The 20261-nt window shown below is 62.1% G+C and carries 20 protein-coding genes; 18 read left to right on the plus strand and 2 right to left on the minus strand.

Features of this window, described 5'->3' with window-relative positions:
- Positions 1-18 precede the first annotated feature (18 nt).
- Together GOB93_RS01975 and GOB93_RS01980 are read right to left on the minus strand one after the other, a co-directional pair.
- Positions 19-687, minus strand: a complete 669-nt coding sequence (locus GOB93_RS01975) for a uracil-DNA glycosylase family protein (RefSeq protein WP_173581842.1) — start codon at positions 685-687, stop codon at positions 19-21.
- Between the two features lie 97 nt (positions 688-784).
- Positions 785-1393 carry a LabA-like NYN domain-containing protein gene (locus tag GOB93_RS01980; RefSeq protein ID WP_173581843.1) on the minus strand — a complete coding sequence of 203 codons (609 nt, stop codon included), beginning with the start codon at positions 1391-1393 and terminating at the stop codon, positions 785-787.
- Positions 1394-1504: 111 nt separating this feature from the next.
- On the opposite strand from GOB93_RS01980, the gene folK reads away from it, so the two are divergent.
- The 18 genes from folK to lpxA all read left to right on the plus strand — a co-directional run bounded on the left by folK (position 1505) and on the right by lpxA (position 20239).
- On the plus strand, positions 1505-2032 hold the full coding sequence (folK, locus tag GOB93_RS01985) for a 2-amino-4-hydroxy-6-hydroxymethyldihydropteridine diphosphokinase (RefSeq protein ID WP_173581844.1): 528 nt from the start codon (positions 1505-1507) through the stop codon (positions 2030-2032).
- A 159-nt stretch (positions 2033-2191) separates the two neighbouring features.
- On the plus strand, positions 2192-2575 hold the full coding sequence (gene rpoZ / locus GOB93_RS01990) for a DNA-directed RNA polymerase subunit omega (protein WP_173581845.1): 384 nt from the start codon (positions 2192-2194) through the stop codon (positions 2573-2575).
- A 132-nt stretch (positions 2576-2707) separates the two neighbouring features.
- A complete protein-coding gene (locus GOB93_RS01995) occupies positions 2708-4993 on the plus strand; it encodes a RelA/SpoT family protein (protein WP_173581846.1) in 2286 nt (761 codons plus the stop codon).
- A 43-nt stretch (positions 4994-5036) separates the two neighbouring features.
- Positions 5037-5462: a holo-ACP synthase gene (gene acpS / locus GOB93_RS02000; RefSeq protein WP_173581847.1), complete on the plus strand. Its 426-nt coding sequence runs from the start codon at positions 5037-5039 to the stop codon at positions 5460-5462.
- 305 nt (positions 5463-5767) lie between these two features.
- On the plus strand, positions 5768-6574 hold the full coding sequence (lepB, locus tag GOB93_RS02005; RefSeq protein ID WP_173581848.1) for a signal peptidase I: 807 nt from the start codon (positions 5768-5770) through the stop codon (positions 6572-6574).
- A gap of 95 nt (positions 6575-6669) precedes the next feature.
- Positions 6670-7413 carry a ribonuclease III gene (gene rnc, locus GOB93_RS02010; protein WP_173582009.1) on the plus strand — a complete coding sequence of 248 codons (744 nt, stop codon included), beginning with the start codon at positions 6670-6672 and terminating at the stop codon, positions 7411-7413.
- Positions 7410-8309 carry a GTPase Era gene (gene era, locus GOB93_RS02015; protein WP_173581849.1) on the plus strand — a complete coding sequence of 300 codons (900 nt, stop codon included), beginning with the start codon at positions 7410-7412 and terminating at the stop codon, positions 8307-8309. Before rnc ends, era begins: the two co-directional genes overlap by 4 nt.
- Positions 8310-8485: 176 nt before the next feature.
- Positions 8486-9223 carry a UMP kinase gene (gene pyrH, locus GOB93_RS02020; protein ID WP_173581850.1) on the plus strand — a complete coding sequence of 246 codons (738 nt, stop codon included), beginning with the start codon at positions 8486-8488 and terminating at the stop codon, positions 9221-9223.
- 123 nt (positions 9224-9346) lie between these two features.
- Positions 9347-9868 carry a ribosome recycling factor gene (gene frr, locus GOB93_RS02025; RefSeq protein WP_194299949.1) on the plus strand — a complete coding sequence of 174 codons (522 nt, stop codon included), beginning with the start codon at positions 9347-9349 and terminating at the stop codon, positions 9866-9868.
- An 8-nt stretch (positions 9869-9876) separates the two neighbouring features.
- Positions 9877-10641 carry a polyprenyl diphosphate synthase gene (gene uppS / locus GOB93_RS02030; protein ID WP_173581852.1) on the plus strand — a complete coding sequence of 255 codons (765 nt, stop codon included), beginning with the start codon at positions 9877-9879 and terminating at the stop codon, positions 10639-10641.
- The gene (locus tag GOB93_RS02035; RefSeq protein WP_338422274.1) at positions 10638-11510 is read left to right on the plus strand and encodes a phosphatidate cytidylyltransferase; all 873 of its coding nucleotides are present in this window, start codon (positions 10638-10640) and stop codon (positions 11508-11510) included. Before uppS ends, GOB93_RS02035 begins: the two co-directional genes overlap by 4 nt.
- A gap of 71 nt (positions 11511-11581) precedes the next feature.
- Positions 11582-12739 (plus strand): 1-deoxy-D-xylulose-5-phosphate reductoisomerase, encoded by a 1158-nt coding sequence (dxr, locus tag GOB93_RS02040; protein ID WP_173581853.1) that lies wholly within the window; start codon positions 11582-11584, stop codon positions 12737-12739.
- Between the two features lie 122 nt (positions 12740-12861).
- Positions 12862-13968, plus strand: a complete 1107-nt coding sequence (gene rseP, locus GOB93_RS02045; protein ID WP_173581854.1) for an RIP metalloprotease RseP — start codon at positions 12862-12864, stop codon at positions 13966-13968.
- 247 nt (positions 13969-14215) lie between these two features.
- The gene (gene bamA, locus GOB93_RS02050) at positions 14216-16663 is read left to right on the plus strand and encodes an outer membrane protein assembly factor BamA (protein WP_408742328.1); all 2448 of its coding nucleotides are present in this window, start codon (positions 14216-14218) and stop codon (positions 16661-16663) included.
- A gap of 7 nt (positions 16664-16670) precedes the next feature.
- Entirely contained in the window at positions 16671-17531 is an 861-nt protein-coding gene (locus tag GOB93_RS02055; RefSeq protein ID WP_173581855.1) for an OmpH family outer membrane protein, read from the plus strand.
- Positions 17532-17546: 15 nt separating this feature from the next.
- Entirely contained in the window at positions 17547-18659 is a 1113-nt protein-coding gene (lpxD, locus tag GOB93_RS02060; protein WP_173581856.1) for a UDP-3-O-(3-hydroxymyristoyl)glucosamine N-acyltransferase, read from the plus strand.
- A 109-nt stretch (positions 18660-18768) separates the two neighbouring features.
- Positions 18769-19188: a 3-hydroxyacyl-ACP dehydratase FabZ gene (fabZ, locus tag GOB93_RS02065; protein ID WP_242010492.1), complete on the plus strand. Its 420-nt coding sequence runs from the start codon at positions 18769-18771 to the stop codon at positions 19186-19188.
- 151 nt (positions 19189-19339) lie between these two features.
- Entirely contained in the window at positions 19340-20239 is a 900-nt protein-coding gene (lpxA, locus tag GOB93_RS02070; protein ID WP_173581858.1) for an acyl-ACP--UDP-N-acetylglucosamine O-acyltransferase, read from the plus strand.
- The last annotated feature ends 22 nt before the right edge of the window (positions 20240-20261 follow it).

A 20261-nucleotide genomic window follows, 5' to 3' on the forward strand; every position in this document is an offset into this window, starting at 1 on the left:
GTTCGTCAGCTGTCCGCTTTATCGGATTTCTTCGCTGATTTTGCTGACCAGATGCCGAAATGTTTTCCTGGTGACGATGCCGCTTTCGATGTTGTGCCGTGACAGATGGTGGCTGTCAGCAATGCGCAGTCCGTCGGGCAGGCTGGTAATCTCACCGGGATGAAATCCGGTCCGAGAGAAAGGAATGCCGCAGGCAGCAACGGTGGCGTTATGCGCCAGTACCCCGAGAGCCAGAACAACGCGCAGATTCGGCATTGTCTGAAGTTCGGATTTCAGAAACTGATTGCAGGCGACAATTTCTGATGGCTGGGGCAGATTCTCAGGCGACCTGCATCGCGTGGTGCAGACAATGCGGTAGAGAGTCTGTTCCGGAAAATCATGTACCGCCGGAGGAGCCGGGGTTTCGGCGAGACCGGCTGTATGCAGGGCTTCATAGAGCAGTGACGCTGCATGTTCGTCGGCGAATGGCCGGAAGGCGTCCCGGGCAGCCTGCCGGCCCGGTGCGAGACTGACGATCAGCAATGGCGCATTGCGCGACCCGACAGACGGGACAGGACCATCTCGTCCGGCGGAGTCCGGCGTGCAGTCAGCTTCCCGATGAGCGACGAGACGCGGACAGAGTGCACAGTCCGCTGCAGGTTCACGGGCGTGGGCCGCCTCGATGATAGGCGCGTAGCCAGTACTCACTGGCCCGGTTTCCGGAACAGGCAGATGACGTTCTTCTTCATGGGCTCCGGAACGTGACGCAAATGAGATTCGTTAGAGCAGCCGCCGGTCAGCATAATCAGGTAAAAGTTTCATCAGGTTCGCTGAACTGATCCGCCGGGTGACGGACCGGTGCGGCTGGACGGGGACGGGGCTCGGCCTGACGGCGGGTGAATTCTTCGGCAATATCCGCCAGTTCCACGAACTGATCGGCCTGCCGGCGGAGGTCATCACCGATCAGAGGGGGAGAGGAGCGCATCGACGAGACGACAGAGACGCGGACGCCCTGCCTCTGTACGGCTTCGACAACCCGCCGGAAATCGGAATCGCCGGTGAACAGGATGGCATGATCGATGCGCGGCGCGGCCTCCATCATGTCCACCGCGATCTCGATGTCCATATTGCCTTTCACACGCCGGCGACCGTTCTGATCGGTGTATTCCCGGGCGGTTTTTGTAACAAGAAAGTATCCGTTATAGGACAGCCAGTCCGTCAGCGGCTTGATCGGAGAATATTCTTCGGTATCGAGAATGGCAGCGTAATAATAAGCCCGCAGGAGATGGCAGCGCTTCGAAAAAAAATCGAGCATCTTGCGGTAGTCAACATCGAAGTTCAGGCCCCGAGACGCCGAATAAAGACTTGATCCATCAATAAAAAGACAGGTCCGTTCTGTGTTGTGAATAATCATATATGTCGTTCTTCCTTGAATATCGCGGAGCTTATCTGGGGACGAGTTAAGGTTCGGTTATTGTGATCTCTGAATTGCAGGGTAGAGAGGGCGCTCGTCTCAGGAATGAGTATGGAAGGGAAAGTGGTGTCTGTTCTGATCGCTGTTGGTGCCAATCTCGTCTGTGCTGATCCTGTATCGGGAGAGGAGGCATCTCCCGCCGCGACCTGTGAGGCGGCGGTGGATGCGCTGCGGGGTGTGCCCGGCCTGGCCGTTGAGGCGATCTCTCCGTGGTACGAAAGCGAGGCGATTCCTCCTTCCGGTCAGCCTCCCTACATAAATGGGGTCGTGCTCGGCAAGAGCCAACTCGGTCCGGAGGCGCTTCTGTCAGCATTGCATGACATCGAAACACGCTTCGGCCGCGTTCGCAGCGTGCCGAACGCGGCCCGGACTCTCGATCTCGACCTGATCGACGCCGACGGTCTGGTGCAAACGGAAGGCGCCCCCCTGCTGCCGCATCCGCGGGCGCATGAGCGGGCGTTCGTTCTGCTGCCGCTGCGTGACGTGTGCGCGGACTGGGTCCATCCGGTTCTGAAGCAGCCGGTCGACGCGCTGATCGGAGCGCTGGGTCCACAGATCATTCGTCGCCTCACGCCATGATCGCAAAAGCCATACGCTGACTGACAGGTCAGTGCAGGCGGGCGGCCCTCACCGCCGCCGCCACGCAGCGTCCGGTCAGAGGAGGGAAACTCTCTCTTCCCCTGAACCGCCTGCGATGCTAAAGAATTATCTTTAACAAAATTTCCGGAGGCATGCCCTATGGCGCGCGTCACAGTCGAGGATTGCGTCGACAAGGTATCCAACCGATTCGAACTGGTTCTGCTCGCCGCACAGCGGGCGCGTAACCTGTCGCGCGGTGAAGAAATGACGATCGACCGCGACAACGACAAGAACCCAGTTGTGGCGCTTCGCGAGATTGCCGAGCAGACCGTGCCTCTGGAGTCGCTTCGTCATGATCTGGTGCGCTCGCTGGCCCGCGCACCGGAGCCGGAACCGGCCGATGAAGAAGTTCTCGACCTTATCCCGACCGAGCAGAACATCTTCGGTCTGCAGGAGAGTTCGGCTGAGGAAGAGGTCACAGACCTCTCTCCCGAAGAGATGAAGGCCGCGTTCGAAGCTGAGATGAGCGGTCGCAAGCGCTGATCTGCCGGCTGCTGGTCCTGCGCGGAAGCAGGGCCAGACTCTGTTTATACCGCTGTCCGGAGAGCTGACAGAATCCGTGAGACTGCCACTGACCGACCAGCCGATCCTTTTTGTCCTGTCCCCGAGGCAGGCATGAGCGGCGGGCCGGACAGTGAGCTCCCGGTTCAGGCTGACCTGGTGACATCCCGCGCGAAGCATTCTTCCGTGCCGGGGCCTGCTCCGGTCATCTCTCCCGATAAGCTGATTCACCGTGTTCTCCAGTACAATCCGGATGCCGATGTAACGCTGATCAGGCGCGCCTTCGACGTTGCGCGGAATGCCCATGAAGGTCAGTTGCGGGACGCCGGTGATCCCTACATCACCCACCCGCTGGCCGTGGCGATGATTCTCGCCGGATTCCACCTGGACGTTCCGTCAATCGCCACGGCCCTGCTTCATGACACAATCGAGGATACCGGTGTCACGGCGGAGACGCTGCGACAGGAATTCGGGCCGACAGTTGCGGAACTGGTGGACGGCGTCACCAAGCTGACCCGACTGGAGCTGCAGTCGGACCGGACGAAGCAGGCGGAGAATTTCCGGAAGCTGGTTCTGGCGATGTCGCGCGACATCCGCGTGCTGATCGTCAAACTCGCGGATCGCCTGCACAATATGCGAACGCTGCATTTCGTGCAGCGGGAAGATCGCAGACGCCGGATCGCGCGGGAGACGATGGATATCTATGCGCCTCTGGCCGGGCGCATCGGTATGGATCGGGTCAAGACCGAGCTGCAGAATCTTGCCTTCGCGCAGCTTGAACCGGAAGCGGACACGACAATCCGGGCGCGTCTGAACTATCTGCGGGGACAGGGCGCGGACGTCATCGACGAAGTCAAGGCTGAACTGGCGCGGTTATGCCATGAGGCCGGGATCGTCCATGTCGAGGTTTCGGGACGTGAGAAGTCCCCCTATTCGATCTGGGAGAAGATGCAGCGCCGGAACGTGGCGTTCGAGCAGCTCTCGGATATCATGGCGTTCCGGATCATCGTGGATACCCGTGAGGAATGTTACGCCGCGCTGGGTGCGATCCACGCGGCATTTCCGATGATCGCCGGCCGGTTCAAGGATTATATCTCGACACCGAAAGCCAACGGCTATCAGAGCCTGCACACCGGTGTGACGCTGCGCCATCCGCGTAACCAGAAAATCGAAGTTCAGATCCGTACCGAAGAAATGCACGACATCGCCGAGAACGGCGTGGCGGCACACTGGGCGTACAAGCAGCTCCCGCAGGCCAGCGGAGAGAATGCAGCGCGGACAATGAAACGGCCGCGCTGGGTGCAGGATCTTCTTGAAATCCTTGAAGATTCCGCTGCGCCGGACGAATTTCTCGAAAACACCAAACTGGAACTCTACCAGGATCAGGTCTTCTGCTTCACGCCGAAAGGCCAGCTGATCCCGCTGCCACGCGGCGCGACGCCGGTGGATTTCGCCTACGCGGTTCACAGCCAGGTCGGCGATGCCTGTGTCGGCGCGAAGGTCAACGGGCGGCTGGTGCCATTACGGTACGAACTCCAGAACGGCGACCAGGTCGAGATCATGACGGCACGCGGCGGAACGCCGTCGCCGTCATGGGAGCGGTTCGTCGTCACGGGCAAAGCGCGGGCGCGGATCCGGCGTTATGTGGCGGCGCAGCAGAGACAGGCTTCGCTGGATTCCGGCAAGGCTGCGCTGGCGAAAGCATTCCGTCAGGAGGGCGTCGACGGGTCCGAGAAGGTTCTGGAGAGTCTTCTTAAAGATCTGAAGCAGGCATCCGTCGAGGATCTGTATGTCGCGGTCGCGACCGGCAATATCGGCCCGCGGGATGTTGTTCACGCCGCCTATCCCGAACTGAGACGTGCGCCGCGCGGCCCCCGGATGATTCCGGGTTTTGCGGCGCGGCCTCCGGCGACACGTCCGAAAGCCGGCAGCAGCAGCACGCCGCTGGTCGGGCTTGGCGCCGGAATTGCGGTACATTTCGCCGGTTGCTGCCATCCGCTGCCAGGCGACCGGATCGTGGGCGTCGTCGCCAACGGAAAGGGCGTTACGGTGCACACGGCGAACTGTCAGACACTGGAGGCCTTCGCCGCGACGCCGGAACGCTTCCTCGACGTGGACTGGGATTACAGCGCAATCGGCAAAGCCGGTCCGGGCGGCGAGCCTTTCGTTGGCCGGGTGACGGTGATCGCTGCGAACGATCCCGGAACGCTGGCCACCGTGACGAATGCCGTGTCGCGGCAGGACGGAGCGATCGTGAATCTGAAGATCATCAACCGTCAGCTTGATTTCATGGAAATCCTCGTCGATGTCGAGGTGCGCGATCTGCGGCATCTGTCAGGTGTGATCGGCGGATTGCGCTCCTGTGAGGGCATTTCCCAGGTCGAGCGCGCACGGTCATGATGTGTGGTTATGACAAAGAGCCGGATCTGACGGGATATTCTGCATGATCATCGGTGTCGGTATGGACCTGACGGACACGCGGCGGATCGGACGGGCGATCGAACGCTTCGGAGACCGGTTCCTGCAGCGCGTGTTCACGGATGCCGAGCGGGCGCGGGCGGAACGACGCAGCGGCGAGGCGCGCATCGGCACCTATGCGAAGCGCTGGGCAGCGAAAGAAGCCTGCGCAAAGGCGCTGGGCACCGGATTTGCCGCGGGCGTATTTCACAGCACGATCGGGGTCGGGAATCTCCCGTCCGGACAGCCGGTTCTCACGCTCACGGGTGGCTCGGCGGCACGACTCGCAGAGCTGACGCCGGCAGGAACGGTCGTACGGATGCATCTGACCATGACCGACGACGCGCCATATGCGCTGGCTCAGGTGATGATCGAAGCGCTTCCCGCAGACACAGCGGATCGTTCGGGCTGAAAATCATAATCCGACGTCGCGCTGTAACGCCCGCCTGTATCCCGCTCCGCCATTCCGGACCCGCCAGACCATTCTGTTCCGATGAAAGTCTGAACCGAAAGAGCCGTAATCCCCGCCCGTTTCGTGACGGAGGATGATCACTCCTGTGCTTATGCAGTGATATGGCGCAGGGTTTCCGAGCTTGACACAGGGCGGAGCGGTCGGCTTGATCCGCCGGCGTTCCGGGCAGGCCGGGGCGGGAGTGCGCTGGCGGCGAAACCGGGATTTCGCGGAGCCTTCTGCCTCAGCAGCGAGAGATGGTCGGAATGGAGCAGACGGACGAGATGGCGTCGACACCGCAGGACAGGAAACAGTCGGGCAAAGAGAGCCTGATTGAGACGATCCGCACTCTTGCCGGCGTGATCCTGGTCGTCGTGGGAGTGCGCACATTTCTGTGGGAACCGTTCAACATTCCGTCCGGCTCGATGATTCCGACACTTCAGGTCGGGGATTACCTCTGGGTCTCGAAATACAGCTACGGATATTCCCGCTACTCATTTCCCTTTTCACTGAATCTCTTCGAAGGCCGGATTCCCGATCGCATGCCGCATCGGGGGGATGTGGCGGTGTTCCGCTTCACGAAAGACACATCGATTGATTACGTGAAGCGCATTATCGGGCTTCCGGGCGATCATGTGCAGGTAAGAGCCGGCCAGCTTTATCTCAACGGAACGGCGGTGCCCTGCGCGCCTCGCGGCGAATATGCGGCAGTGGACGAACGCCGGACCCGGATGGAAGGTGAACTGTGTCATGAGACGCTGCCGGGCAGCGCGGGAGCAGGTCCGGTGAGCCACGATGTTCTGCGGCTCACCAACGAGGGAATGCAGAACGATACGCCGGATTATGTCGTGCCGCCGGGATATTTTTTCGCGATGGGCGATAATCGCGACGACAGCGCGGACAGTCGTTTTATGGGAGACGGCAAAGAGGATCTCGGCTTCGTTCCGGTGGAGAACCTCGTGGGTCATGCCGGCATGGTGTTCTTTTCCGTGGATGCCGCTTATCCGGTCTGGCAATTCTGGGAATGGCCGATGGAAGTCCGGTGGTCGCGACTCTTCACGATGATTCACTGATCTGAAGGCGTCACTGACAGATGCGGGACCCGCCACGGAACATAAATCTGTGGTGCGCGTCCCTCGTCTCATGACGGAAGGAAAGGAGCAGCGTGGTGGACGGGAATGTGCTGGACCGGCTTCAGGACCGGATCGGGTACCGCTTTGCAGATGCCGCGCTGCTTCGGAAAGCGCTGACCCACCGGTCTGCCGCCCACCAGCGCTCGGTCGGGCGGAGCGGGCGGCGTGTGGTGAAGGGAGCCGGGTCGAACGAACGGCTGGAGTTCATCGGCGATCGTGTCCTTGGCCTGCTGATGGCGGAATGGCTGCTGGAACGGTATCCGGGCGAGCAGGAAGGGGCGCTGGGTTCGCGGCATGCGCATCTCGTCTCGCGCACGGCGCTGGCCGAGGTCGCGCACGCGCTGGATCTGCCGGAGGCGCTCGATGTCGCGCTGCATGAGGAACGGATCGGGATTCGCGAGACAGCAAACGTGCTGGCGGACGCGCTGGAGGCGATTCTCGGAGCGCTTTATCTTGATGGCGGACTGGAGGCGGCGAGGGGGCTTGTGCGGCGTTACTGGTCCGGCGCGATAACGGCGCAGGCACAGCCGCCGAAGGACCCGAAGACGGCGCTTCAGGAATGGGTGCTGGCGCGCGGGCTTTCGCTTCCGGTTTATGAGATTGTCAGCGCTGACGGCCCGTCACATGCTCCGCGATTTGTCATCGCGGTGCACGCGGCCGGTGCCTCCGGCGAGGGTGAGGCGGGAAATAAGCGGGCGGCCGAAAGTGCTGCGGCCGCCAGTCTGCTGGCGCAGTTTGGAGCGGGACCTGGAACAGTGTCCGGATCGGGGATGAAATGAAGCAGGAAACACGATGCGGTTTTGCGGCGCTGGTCGGGGCACCGAACGCAGGGAAATCAACCCTGCTGAACCGCATGGCGGGTGCGAAGCTGTCGATCGTCAGTCCGAAGGCGCAGACCACGCGCTTCCGCGTGCTCGGTATTCTGATGCGCGGCGAGACACAGATTCTTCTGGTCGACACGCCGGGTATTTTCCAGCCACGGCGTAAACTGGACCGGGCCATGGTCGCGGCCGCCTGGGCCGGATCGGAAGACGCGGATGTCACACTCCTGCTGATCGATTCAAAAGCAGGCCTTGATGACAGTGCGCGGGCGATTATCGAACGGCTGGCCGCGGCCAGAAGGCGGGTCTGGCTGGTTCTGAACAAGACCGATCTGGTCACACCACAGGCGCTGCTGCCACTGACAGCGCAGATCTCAGACCTGATCCAGGTTGAGCATGTCTTTATGATCAGCGCCCGGTCGGGAAGCGGTGTGGACGATCTGCTGGACCGGCTGGCGGAAAGCCTGCCGCCCGGACCTTACCTCTACCCCGAAGATGATCTGACGGATCTGCCGGATCGCCTGCTGGCGGCGGAACTGGTCCGCGAGCAGATCTTTCTGCAGACGCATGAGGAAGTGCCCTACGGCGCGACGGTCGAGACGGAAAGCTTCGCGGACCGACCGGACGGATCGGTCCGGATCGACGTGACGATCTATGTCGCAAGGGCGAGTCACAAGGCGATCCTGATCGGAGAGCGCGGGCGCCGCATCCGCGAAATCGGACAGCGTGCCCGGCTGCAGCTTGCGAATCTGCTCGAACGGCCCTGCCATCTTTTCCTGAATGTGAAGGAACGGTCGGGATGGGACGAGGAACGGGCACGGCTGCGCGCCATCGGTCTGGATGACAGTGTCTGAAAAATCCGGGCAGGATGGCCCGGCTCCGGTCATGCTTCAGCGAGCAGCACGAAAAGGCCGCCATCGAGCCTTGTGGCACAGGGCGGCGGGCGATATGACGTGCATGGACCCCGCGTGCAGGATCTGAACGGGTTTGTATCGCGGGCACGTCCCGGTTGTCCGCGCATTGAGGTCCAATGAATACCATCAACGACAGTTTTGTCGCTCCGCGCCGTGCGCTTCTCAAAATCTCCGGCGAAGCACTGATGGGCTCCGGCCAGTTCGGTGTCGACGCCCACACCGTCGACCGGATCGCCGCCGATGTCGCAACCGTTTCCCGCAGCGGTATCGAGGTCTGCCTTGTGGTCGGTGGCGGCAACATCTTTCGCGGTCTGACCGCGGCAGCCCGTGGCATGGATCGCGCGCAGGGTGATTACGCCGGCATGCTGGCAACCGTGATCAACGCGCTCATGGTCCAGAACGCCCTGGAGCGCGAAGGGGTTGCAACGCGGGTCATGTCGGCGATCCATATGTCTTCGATCGCCGAGCCCTATATCCGCAGGCGGGCCGTCCGTCACATGGAGAAAGGGCGTGTGGTGATTTTCGCCGCAGGCACGGGAAATCCGTTCTTTACGACCGATACGGCCGCTGCCCTGCGGGCGGCGGAAATGGATTGCGACCTGCTGCTGAAGGGCACCCAGGTCGACGGCGTGTACAGCGCCGATCCGCGCAAGGACGCAACGGCGACGCGTTATGAAACGCTGACCTATATGGACGTGCTGTCCCGTGATCTGAACGTCATGGACGCAGCCGCCATCAGTCTTGCGCGCGAGAACCGGCTGCCCATCGTGGTGTTCAATATTCACGAGGCCGGTGCCTTTGAGCAGGCGGTTCGTGGTGAAGGCAAATTCACCCGGATCGAGGAAGCGAATTGATACAGCGCATGGACGTGCGCTGACGGATTTTGTTTTTGCCCGGGGACAGAGAACGACCCCGGTTTTGTTGGGAGAGCCGCCGTGGCTGAACTGAGCACGCTTACAGAGGATCTGACGCGCCGCATGGAAGGTGCGCTTGAAAGCCTGCGGCGCGATCTGGCCGGGCTCCGGTCGGGGCGGGCAAATGCGGCCCTGCTGGAGCCGGTCCGGGTCGAAGCCTATGGCGGTGAAGTGCCGCTGTCGCAGGTAGCGACGATCGCCGCGCCCGAAGCCCGGATGCTCACGGTTCAGGTCTGGGACCGTTCGCTGGCAGGGGTTGTCGAAAAGGCGATCCGTGATTCAGGTCTGGGGCTAAACCCCGCCGGCGAGGGGCAGACGATCCGCGTGCCGATTCCGCAGCTGACAGAAGAGCGTCGTAACGAACTGGCCAAAGCCGCCGGGCGATATGCCGAAGGCGCGAAAATCGCCGTTCGCGGTGTGCGTCGCGACGGCATGGACCAGACGAAAACACTCGAGAAAAAGAATGAAATCGGTCAGGACGAAGTCAAGTCCTGGTCGGATGCGATCCAGAAACTGACTGACCAGTACGTGAAAAAAGTCGAAGAAATTCTCGCGGACAAGGAACGCGAAATTAAGCAGGTCTGAGACGCATCATGCCACCTCTTGTGGGAGTCGCCCCGGCGGGCGCGCTCCCGACCGGAGCATCTTCGGGTGGTTCGGTTCCCTCCCACGTTGCGATCATCATGGACGGAAACGGTCGCTGGGCGGCGTCACGCGGCTTACCGCGCGCTGCCGGGCACAAGGCCGGAGCCGAAGCCGTCACGCGCTGCCTGCGGGCGGCACGGGCAAACGGGGTGGATTATCTCACGCTTTATGCATTCTCGTCGGAGAACTGGCGCCGGGAGCCGAGCGAGGTCGCGGACCTTACCGGTCTCCTGAAATTCTACCTCCGGCATAAGGTGGCTGAGCTTCATCGGGAGCAGGTAAAAATCCGGTTTGTCGGGGAAGTCGGACGTTTCGGACCCGAACTCTGTTCGGAAATGACGCGCGCGGAAGAACTGACCGCCGGGAACACCGGACTGACCCTGCTGCTGGCGCTTTCCTACGGCGGCAGAAGCGATATCGTTCAGGCGGCGCGGGCGCTGGCGCGGGCGGCTAAGTGTGGCGCGCTGGACCCGGCGGCAATCGATGAGGATATGGTGTCCGGGTATCTGCTGACCGCGGGCGTGCCGGACCCGGATGTCATCGTGCGGACAAGCGGCGAACATCGTCTCTCCAACTTTCTGCTCTGGCAGAGCGCTTATGCCGAACTGGTCTTCCTCGATACGCTGTGGCCGGATTTCGACGAGGCGTGCTTCACGCGCGTACTCAATATTTACGGTCGCCGGGAGCGTCGTTTCGGTGCTCGTCCGGCGTGAGTTCTTTGCCGGTCCCGGAGACACCGCGCCGCGGGAATGCAACCTGGAGCGACCTCCGGCCCCGTCTGATTTCCGCAGCCGTCCTCATCATCATTGCGGGAGCGGCCATCCAGGCAGGCGGCCTCTTTTACGGCGCACTGATTATTGTCGCCATGTGCGGAATGGCCTCCGAGCTGGCAACGCTGTTCGGAACCTCCGTGCGGAGCTGGCGCGGTGTGCTCTACATCGCGTGGATGGGATGCGCCGGGATAGCCGCCTTATACGGGCACTGGAATGCGGTTCCCGCTTTCGTCATGAGCGCGTTCATTTTCGGCCCTCCTCTCTGGGCGGGAAGCGCGGTCATTGCCGCGGCCGGAACGGCGCTGCTCTGGCTGAGGCTATGCACGCCACCTGGCGCCTGGTCGGTGCTGTTCGCCATCGGCGTGGTCGTATTCAGTGACTCCACGGCCTATATCACAGGCCGGCTCGTGGGCGGTCCAAAGCTGGCTCCCCGGATTTCTCCAGGAAAAACACGGTCCGGCGCAATGGGTGGTCTGGCCGGAGCGCTGATGGCAGGGATTGTCGTCGCCGCTCTGTCCGGCCCGGCAGATGACGATGTTATGCTGCGCAGCGCGGTCTGGGCCGTCGTGCTCGGCATCGTCGCGCAGGCGGGTGACCTCGCGGAAAGCGCGATGAAGCGGGCTCTGGGAGTGAAGGATTCCGGCAGACTGCTCCCCGGGCATGGTGGCCTGCTGGACCGGTTCGATGCGCTGCTGGCGGTAGCGCCCGTGGCGGCGGCACTGTCCCTCGCAGCACGTCCCGGACAGGGATTCTGGTCTGTTGGACCAGAGGATATGTGGGCCGCTGTCCTGCGGCTTACGGGACAATAGGGTGTCGTCGGTTTCTGGCGGCGGGATGAGGGCTCGTTCCTGAGAACGAATCCGGTTAAGATGGAACTGCGATGAAAACGGTTACTGTTCTTGGCTGCACGGGCAGCATCGGGTGTTCGACGGTCGATCTTCTGCATCAGGCAGGTGAGGGCGTCTCGGTCAAAGCGCTGGTGGGCGGACGGAATGTCGCGCTCCTCGCCGAACAGGCGAAGGCGCTGCGGGCCGAAATGGCCGTGATCGCCGATGAGCAGGCCCTGCCGGAGCTGAAGGCCCTGCTCGCCGGAACAGGCATAGCTGTGAGCGCCGGGCGCAGCGCCGTGATCGAGGCAGCCGGCGTGCCGGCAGACTGGACCATGGCGGCGATTACCGGAGCAGCCGGTCTGGAGCCGACTCTGGCGGCGGTCCGGAACGGGCGGGCGATCGCGCTGGCCAACAAGGAAGCGCTGGTCTGCGCGGGCGATGTGATGCTGCGGGCCGTGAAAGAAGCGGGCGCCACATTGCTGCCGGTCGACTCAGAACATAACGCCGTGTTTCAGGCGATGGCGGACCGGCAGGAAAATCAGGTCGGGAAAATTATCCTGACGGCCTCCGGTGGCCCGTTCCGCACGGCAACGACCGCGGAGATGGAAGCGGCCACCCCGGCTCAGGCCCTGAAGCACCCGACCTGGTCCATGGGGGCCAAGATCAGCATCGATTCGGCTTCGATGTTCAACAAAGGCCTCGAAGTGATTGAGGCGGCGCGGATTTTCGGTCTGCCGGAAGACCGGATCGACGTGCTGGTCCATCCGCAGTCGGTTGTGCACGGAATGGTGCAGTATACCGATGGCAGCCTGATCGCGCAGATGGGATCGGCCGATATGCGGATTCCGATCGCGCATTGCCTGGCATGGCCCCAGCGAATGGCAACGACATCGCCGCAGCTCGACCTCGCAACATTCGGAACACTGGTGTTCGAGGCGCCGGACCCGGTGCGTTTCCCGGCTTTGCGTCTGGCCCGTCAGGCGCTGCGTGAAGGCGGGGCGGCATCGACGGTGCTCTCGGCGGCAAACGAAATCGCCGTCGAGGCTTTTCTCGGCGGTCAGATCGGATTTCTGGATATTCCCCGTCTGGTCGAGGCCGTCATGGACCGGCTCGGCGCCCCTCCGATCGACACGCTCGAAGCCGTTCTGCACTGGGACAATGAGGCCCGCATCGCGGCGCAGGGCTATATCGCGAAGCAGGCAGCCTGAGGTGCGATGCACAATATCGCTGTTTGCGGGAGCGACCGGCCGGGGCGGCGCTGGCCATACCGGACACGTGGCCGATGAGCGTTCCGCCGGCAATGCGCGGCCGGCACGAAGGAGTATGAGTTATGCATGACCTGATCCGGACACTCCTCGCCTTCGTCGTTGTGCTGGGTGTCCTCGTCTTTATCCATGAACTGGGACATTATCTCGCGGCACGCTGGCGCGGCGTGAAGGTCGAGACATTCTCTATCGGCTTCGGACCGCCGCTGCTGAAATGGCAGGACCGGGCCGGCACGGAATGGCGCGTAGGGCCGATTCCGCTGGGCGGATTCGTCAAGCCGCACGGCTTCGAGGGACCAGACGAGGCGACACCCGAGCAGCAGGCCGCCTGGGAGCCTGGCCGGACATTCCATGACAAGCCGGTTCTCTCACGGGCCATCATCATTCTTGCCGGCCCTGTATTCAATTTCCTGCTGGCTTTCGTGCTGTTCACCATTCTTTTCGCAACCTGTGGACAGCCACAGGTGAAGAACGAGATCGGTGCGGTCATGGCGGGCAGCGCCGCCGCGACGGCGGGGCTGAAGCCCGGTGACACAATCACGGCGGTCGGCACGCAGGCGACCCCCAGCGCCACGTCGGTGCAACAGGCGATCGCGGGTGACCCGAATCTCGCGACTGTGCTGCATGTGAAACGGAACGGGCAGGATGTCACGCTGCCTGTGACGATCGGCACAGCGCCGGATTCCGGAGCCGCGAAGCCATCGGGTCAGCTCGGTGTGACCTTCGTGACCGAAGCCGGTCAGCCGGTTTCGCTGCCGGTGGCGGTTGTGGACGGCGCAAATGCGACATGGTCCACGACAGTGCAGACGCTGGACGGTCTGTGGCAGATCATCAGTGGCCGTCATACAGCACGGGATCTCGGCGGCCCGCTCCGGATCGCGCAGCTTTCGGGACAGGTGGCGCAGTACGGCTTTGTCAGCCTGCTTTCCTTCATGGCGCTGCTCTCGGTCAATCTCGGACTGATCAACCTGTTTCCGGTACCGATTCTCGATGGCGGACGGCTGGTTTTCTATCTGGCGGAAGCGATCCGCGGCCGCCCCGTGCCGAAGAAAATCCAGGAAGTGGGCTTCCAGGCCGGATTTGCCCTGATCGCCGGCCTCTTTCTGTTCTCCACCTTCAACGACCTGTCGAGTTTCGGACTGTTCAGATGGGTCGCCTCTCTGGCGGGGTAGGGACGAAAAATTCGTTACCTGTCAGGGAAAAAAGGGACGGTGACTCCTTGCGGGGGTATGTCGATTTCGGATAGTTCCCGAAGGGTCCGGGTGCTGCTGTCTGCATGGCGTTGTGGATGTGGCCGCTCTGCGCCTGTCGCGCAGATGCGGTTCGTCCGGATAAGGCGGCGTGTCGTTCCGGGCTGAAGCGAATCCGGGACGGAAAAATGCATAATGGTTTTGGGAGCAATGCTCCCGGTCGGAAAGGGTGCTGGGGTTGAAGAGTAAACGTACGGCTCTGCTTGCATCGGTCTGCATGCTGCCGGTTCTGCTTGCCAGCAAGGTGTCAGCCCAGTTCGATCCGAAGCGGCATAATTCCGCCGGAATCGCGCGACAGGTCGCCGCCGAGGACTGGGGACCAAAAGGACAGCGGATCAGCACGATCGAGGTCCATGGCAATGACCGTATCGAAACCAGCACCGTTCTGTCGTACATGGTGGTGCGCACCGGCGATCCGTTCAATCAGGACGATCTCGACCGCTCTCTGAAGACCCTGTACGCCACGGGGCTCTTCAAGGATGTCACGCTTCACCGGTCCGGCGATATTCTCCAGGTGAAGGTCGTGGAGAACCCGATCGTCAACCGCATCGTCTTCGAAGGCAATCATGCGGCGAAGGACGAAGATCTGCGCAAGGTCATCTCCCTGCGTCCGCGTGCGGTTTTCTCCTCCGAGACAACGATGGCGGACAGGCAGAAAATCCTTGAGGTCTACGCGCAGAAAGCCCGGTATGGTGCGGATGTAACGCCGCAGATCGTCCGGCTGGCGCATAACCGCGTCGATGTGGTCTTCCAGATTACCGAAGGGCCGCAGACGCTGATCAAGAAGATTTCGTTCGTCGGAAACAGGTTCTTCAGCGAATCCCGTCTGGCCAGCGTGATCTCGTCAAAAGAGACGGCATGGTACCGGTTCTTCTCCTCGTCGGACGAATACAACCCCGAGCGTCTGCGCTATGACGCCGAACTCCTGCGCCGTTTCTATCTGGCCAATGGTTTCGTTGACTTCGAGATGATCAACGCAACGGGCGAGATGTCACCGGACCGCAAATCCTTCTACGTGACCTTCACGCTCAAGGAAGGGCCACGCTACCGCATCGGCAAACTCGATATCCGCTCCAGCCTCCGCCATGTCACGGCGGCGTCCCTGCGTAAATATATCGAGCTGTTCCCGAACCAGTGGTACGACGGTAACGCCATCCAGCACAATGCGACCGATATGGAGGAAACGCTGCAGGGAGAGGGGCATCCCTTCGCGGTTGTCCGCCCCTCCATCGCGCGTAATCCGGAAAAGCGGATCGTCAACCTCCTGTTCGATGTCAGCGAGGGGCCGCGTATGTATGTCGAGCGGCTGGATATCAACGGAAATACGATCACGCAGGACGGCGTGATCCGTCGTCAGCTTCCGATGACGGAAGGCGACCCGTACACACCTATGTACAAGAAATACGCCAAGCAGGCGCTGCAGGATCTGGGTTATTTCAAGACCGTCTCTGTCGACCAGAGTCAGGGATCGGCGCCGGATAAGGTCAACGTCTCGGCCAATGTCGTCGAAAAACCCACGGGTGAATTTTCACTGGGTGGCGGTTATTCGACGGACGTCGGTATCATCGGTAATATGGGTCTGAAGCAGCACAACCTGCTTGGAACCGGCATCGACGCCGGCCTGTCCGGCACGATGGCCTATTATGAGCGTCAGGCCGATCTGTCGGTGACGGACCCGTTCTTCCTGAACAGAAACCTGGTCGCCGGTGTGGATCTCTTCTACATCGAAAACCGGTATCAGACGTATCAGAACTACTCCGAAGGCCGTTACGGCATCACACTGCGGATGGGTTACTCCTACACCAATCACCTGTCGCAGTCCTGGAACTACACTCTGACACACCGGCACATCGGCGGATCGTGGAGTGAGACTTCCTGGTACATTCTCGATCAGGCCGGTTCGTCCACGCTGTCGCAGCTCGGCACGACACTGATGTACGACACCCGCGACCGTCGCATGATGCCGCATAAAGGCTACGTGATCCGGGCTGGCGGCGATTTCGCCGGCATCGGCGGCGACGAGAAATATGTGCGCGGCAAGTTCGACGCCGCCTATTATCTGCCGCTCGACGATCTGATGGGCAACCATGACTGGACCGTCGAGTTCAAGGCCGGCACCGGCTATCTGGCGGACTGGGGCGGCGGGCGTCACGACGTCATCGATAACTTCTATCTCGGCGGTTCCAACCTGCGCGGCTTCCTCGACGGTGGCGCGGGTCCGCGAAGTGTCGGGCAGACATCGGCGGATTACTTCCCCGGTCAGGCAATCCACTCGCAGGAAGATCTGCTCGGAGGCCGGTTCATCTATACCGGCTCCGCGACGGTCAACTTCCCGATGCCGTTTGCCTCAGGAATGGGTATCCGGGGACGTGGCTTCGTCGATACGGGCAGTCTCGCCGGCGTGCGTGTGAAGCATCTTTATACGAACCCGGCGACAGACGGTTACAAATACACGGCCATTTCAGGCGATACGCTGACCCCGCGTGTCAGCGCCGGTGCCGGTTTCTCATGGCAGAGTCCGTTTGGACTGCTGAATATCGACTGTGGTATTCCGATCATTCGCAGCCGCAATGACCGGACGCAGCTTCTGCGGTTTGGCTTCGGCCAGCAATTCTGAGGTGATAATGTTTCGCTTTTCCCGGAGCGCGGTGCTGACCGCCTCCCTCCTGTTCGCGGGAAGTGGTCTCGCGTCTTCCGTCGCCTGCGCTCAGACCTCAGGCGGAGGGGCCGGATGGTTCGTTCCGAAGACGGCGCAGCCCCCCGTACACGCGGCTCCCCATACCGCCCGCCCCGCGCCCGCGCCGGAGCAGATGTCCGATGGCGGTGACGACAACGGCGAGAACTCGTCCCGTCCGCCGCCGGTCCTGCCCCAGCCAGCGATTCCGCCCGCCCCCGAACTGCCGAAAGCAGCCCCGCCTCCGGCTGTCGTCATGGGGATCATCAGCGTTGCCGACGTCATGCGGCAGTCCCTCGCCGGACAGCAGGTCGAGCGTGAACTCGGTGGTCGCCGTGATGCCCTAGCGCGTGACGCACAGCGCGCCCAGGCCGGCTGGCGTGACGAGCAGCAGAAACTCCAGGCCTCCGCAAAGAGCATGACCGCGGAGCAGATCCAGTCCCAGGAGCGCAGCCTGCAGTCGAAAGTCATGACGGCACAGCGTCAGTTCCGTGACCGGAACCGCATCATCCAGGAAGCGGCGCAGGTGGCGCTCGGACAGATCGAACGCGAACTGGTGCAGGTGATTCAGCACGTGGCGTCCAGCCATGGCATGAACCTGGTTCTGCACAGTGAGCAGGTCGCGCTGCATGTGGACGGCCAGGACATCACCAACGAGGTGGCAAAGCAGCTGAACGTGATTCTGCCCAAAGTCTACATTCCAGCGGCGAATGAGGACCCTGAAGTGCTGGCGAAATCAGGAAAGATGCCGACAACAGCCTCTCCGGGTGACGCATCGGCCAGCCCGGTTGCCTCGGCTCCCGCTCACTGACGGGGCAGGCAGGTTATGGCACGCGGACAGGGGCCGGCCGCTCAGGCCGGGCGGGCGGACACCGTAGCGGATACGCGGTTCTTTACCCGCCATGGACCGTTTTCCGGCGAGCAGCTGGCGGAAGCCGCAGGCGGAGAATTTGTCCCGGCGCGTGAAGGACACGCGGATGGGAGAACCTATTCCGGTATCGGCCCGCTGCAATCCGCGGCTCCGTCCGAGGTGAGCTTCCTCGATAACCGGCGCTACGCCGCCCTGCTGGACGCGACAAAAGCCGGTCTGGTGATTGTCGCGCCCGCCTTTGCGAAGCGGGTACCCCCCGGGTCCGCAGCGATCGTTTCACCAACGCCCTATCTCGCCTGGTCGCGCGTCGCCCGGATGTTCCATCCCGCACGCAACGCACGACCGGGAATCCATACGATGGCAGTGATCGGCGCGGACAGTGTAATCGATCCGTCCTGTGAAATCGGACCGTTCGCGGTCATTGGCGACGGTGTGGAAATCGGAGCCGGCACGATCATCGGCTCTCACGCCGTGATCGGCGACGGGGTAAGGATCGGCCAGGACTGCCGGATCGGCGCGCAGGTCGTTGTTTCTCATGCGACGCTGGGAGATCGGGTGATCCTGTTTCCCGGAGCGAAAATCGGCCAGGACGGCTTCGGTTTCGCAGTCGGGCCAGCCGGGTTCGAAAGCGTGCCCCAGCTCGGGCACGTGGTCCTCGAACACGATGTCGAGATTGGCGCCAATTCGACGATTGATCGCGGTTCGGTGCAGGACACAGTGATCGGCGCCGGATCACGTCTCGACAATCTCGTCCAGATTGGCCACAACACCCGGCTCGGGAAATGTTGTATCGTCGTGTCCCAGGCAGGTATCTCGGGGTCAACGGAACTGGGAGACTATGTGACGGTCGCCGCCCAGGCGGGACTGATCGGGCATATTAAGATCGGTACGAAAGCGCGTATTGGCGCGCAGTGCGGCGTGATGTCGGACGTGGAGGCAGGAGCTGACGTGATCGGCAGCCCGGCCATGCCATTCCGCGAATTCTTCCGTAATGTCGCCACGCTTCGCCGGCTGTCGAAGAAGCCGGAAAGCGGAAATGCCGGGGAAGCCGGCGCGGAAGAGAAATAATGGAGCGTCGCGCGCCGCGCGCAGCTGGGATGGTTTGAGAACAGTGGATCAGGAACGTGACACGCAGAGTCCGGTAGCTGAACGGACACATATCGATGCCGTAGACATCATGCGGATCATGGAGGCGATCCCTCATCGCTATCCGTTTCTGCTGATCGACCGCATGGTCGATGTCGAACTCGGCGAGTCTGCGGTCGGGGTCAAGAATGTCTCCGTCAATGAGCCATTTTTTCAGGGTCATTTCCCCGCCCGTCCGGTCATGCCCGGCGTGCTGATCATCGAAGCGATGGCCCAGACAGCGGCAACGCTCGTGGTGCTGACGCTCGGCGCGGCTTTCGAGGGCAAGCTGGTCTATTTCATGACGATCGAAAACGCGAAATTCCGCCGGCCGGTCGGGCCTGGTGATCAGCTCCGAATTCACGTCGTGAAGGAACGCCAGCGCGCGAATGTCTGGAAGTTCCGCGGTGTGGCCCGTATCGACGATGTATCGGTCGCGGAGGCCACATTCAGCGCGATGATCATGGACTGATATCTGCTGCGGTTGGGTATTTGCGCCATGGGGCCAGCGCGATGACGCCGCATGGTGACCGGGCACACCGTCACGGGCAGGACAGGATATCCCGGTTGCGGAGCGTCATGAATTGCTGCAAGGCAGATGGTGAACTGGGTTTGAGGCGGTAATGGAGGCTGTTCTGGGTGAGGCGATAAAGGCGGCAGGGCGCGGTGTTACCCGGGATCGGCAACCGGCTTCTGCCGATGTGCATCCGACGGCGATTGTCTCCCCGGGAGCCAGGCTCGGAGCCGGTGTGAAGATCGGCCCGTGGTGCAGCATCGGGCCGGATGTAGTGGTCGGCGACGGCGTGGAGATGATCGCCAGCGTGATCGTGGACGGGCACACCACGCTCGGTGAAGGATCACGGTATTTCCCCTTCACAACAGTCGGACTGGCACCCCAGGACCTCAAATATCGGGGTGAGCCGACCCGATGTGAAATCGGCGCGCGGACAGTGGTGCGCGAGCATGTCACGATTCACCGGGGAACGGCGACCGGAACCGGCCTGACAAAGGTCGGAGCGAATTGCCTGATTATGGCGAACGCACATGTCGCGCATGACTGCACGCTCGGTGACCGCGTGATCATCGTGAACAACGTCGTTATGGGTGGCCACGTCTTTATCGCCGACGATGCGCGGGTCATGGGCGCTGCAGCGATCCATCAGTTCGTCCGCATTGGACGGGCGGCGCTCGTCGGCGGCGTCGCAGGCGTGGAAGCGGACGTCATTCCGTACGGCAGCGTGCTCGGAAACCGGGCGCGACTTGTCGGGCTGCACTGGATCTGGCTGCGCCGGAACGGCGTCTCCTCAGGGGAGATGCACCGGATGCGTCAGGCGTTCCGGACGCTCTATCCGCGCAATGGTGAGGGCGGCGTCTTCGCGCAGCGGATCGACCTTGTGCGCAGGGAATTCGGTGACGACCCGAAGATCGCCGAAATTCTCGCCTTTATCGAAGCACCGAGTCGTCGCGGTCTCGTCAGGGTCGCTTCGGGTGATTTCTCCGCGAGCGAGACAGAGGCAGGCTGAGATGGCTGCCGCGCGGGGGTGG

It is taken from the genome of Acetobacter musti (assembly GCF_011516835.1).
In the GTDB taxonomy this organism is placed as follows: Bacteria; Pseudomonadota; Alphaproteobacteria; order Acetobacterales; family Acetobacteraceae; genus Acetobacter; species Acetobacter musti.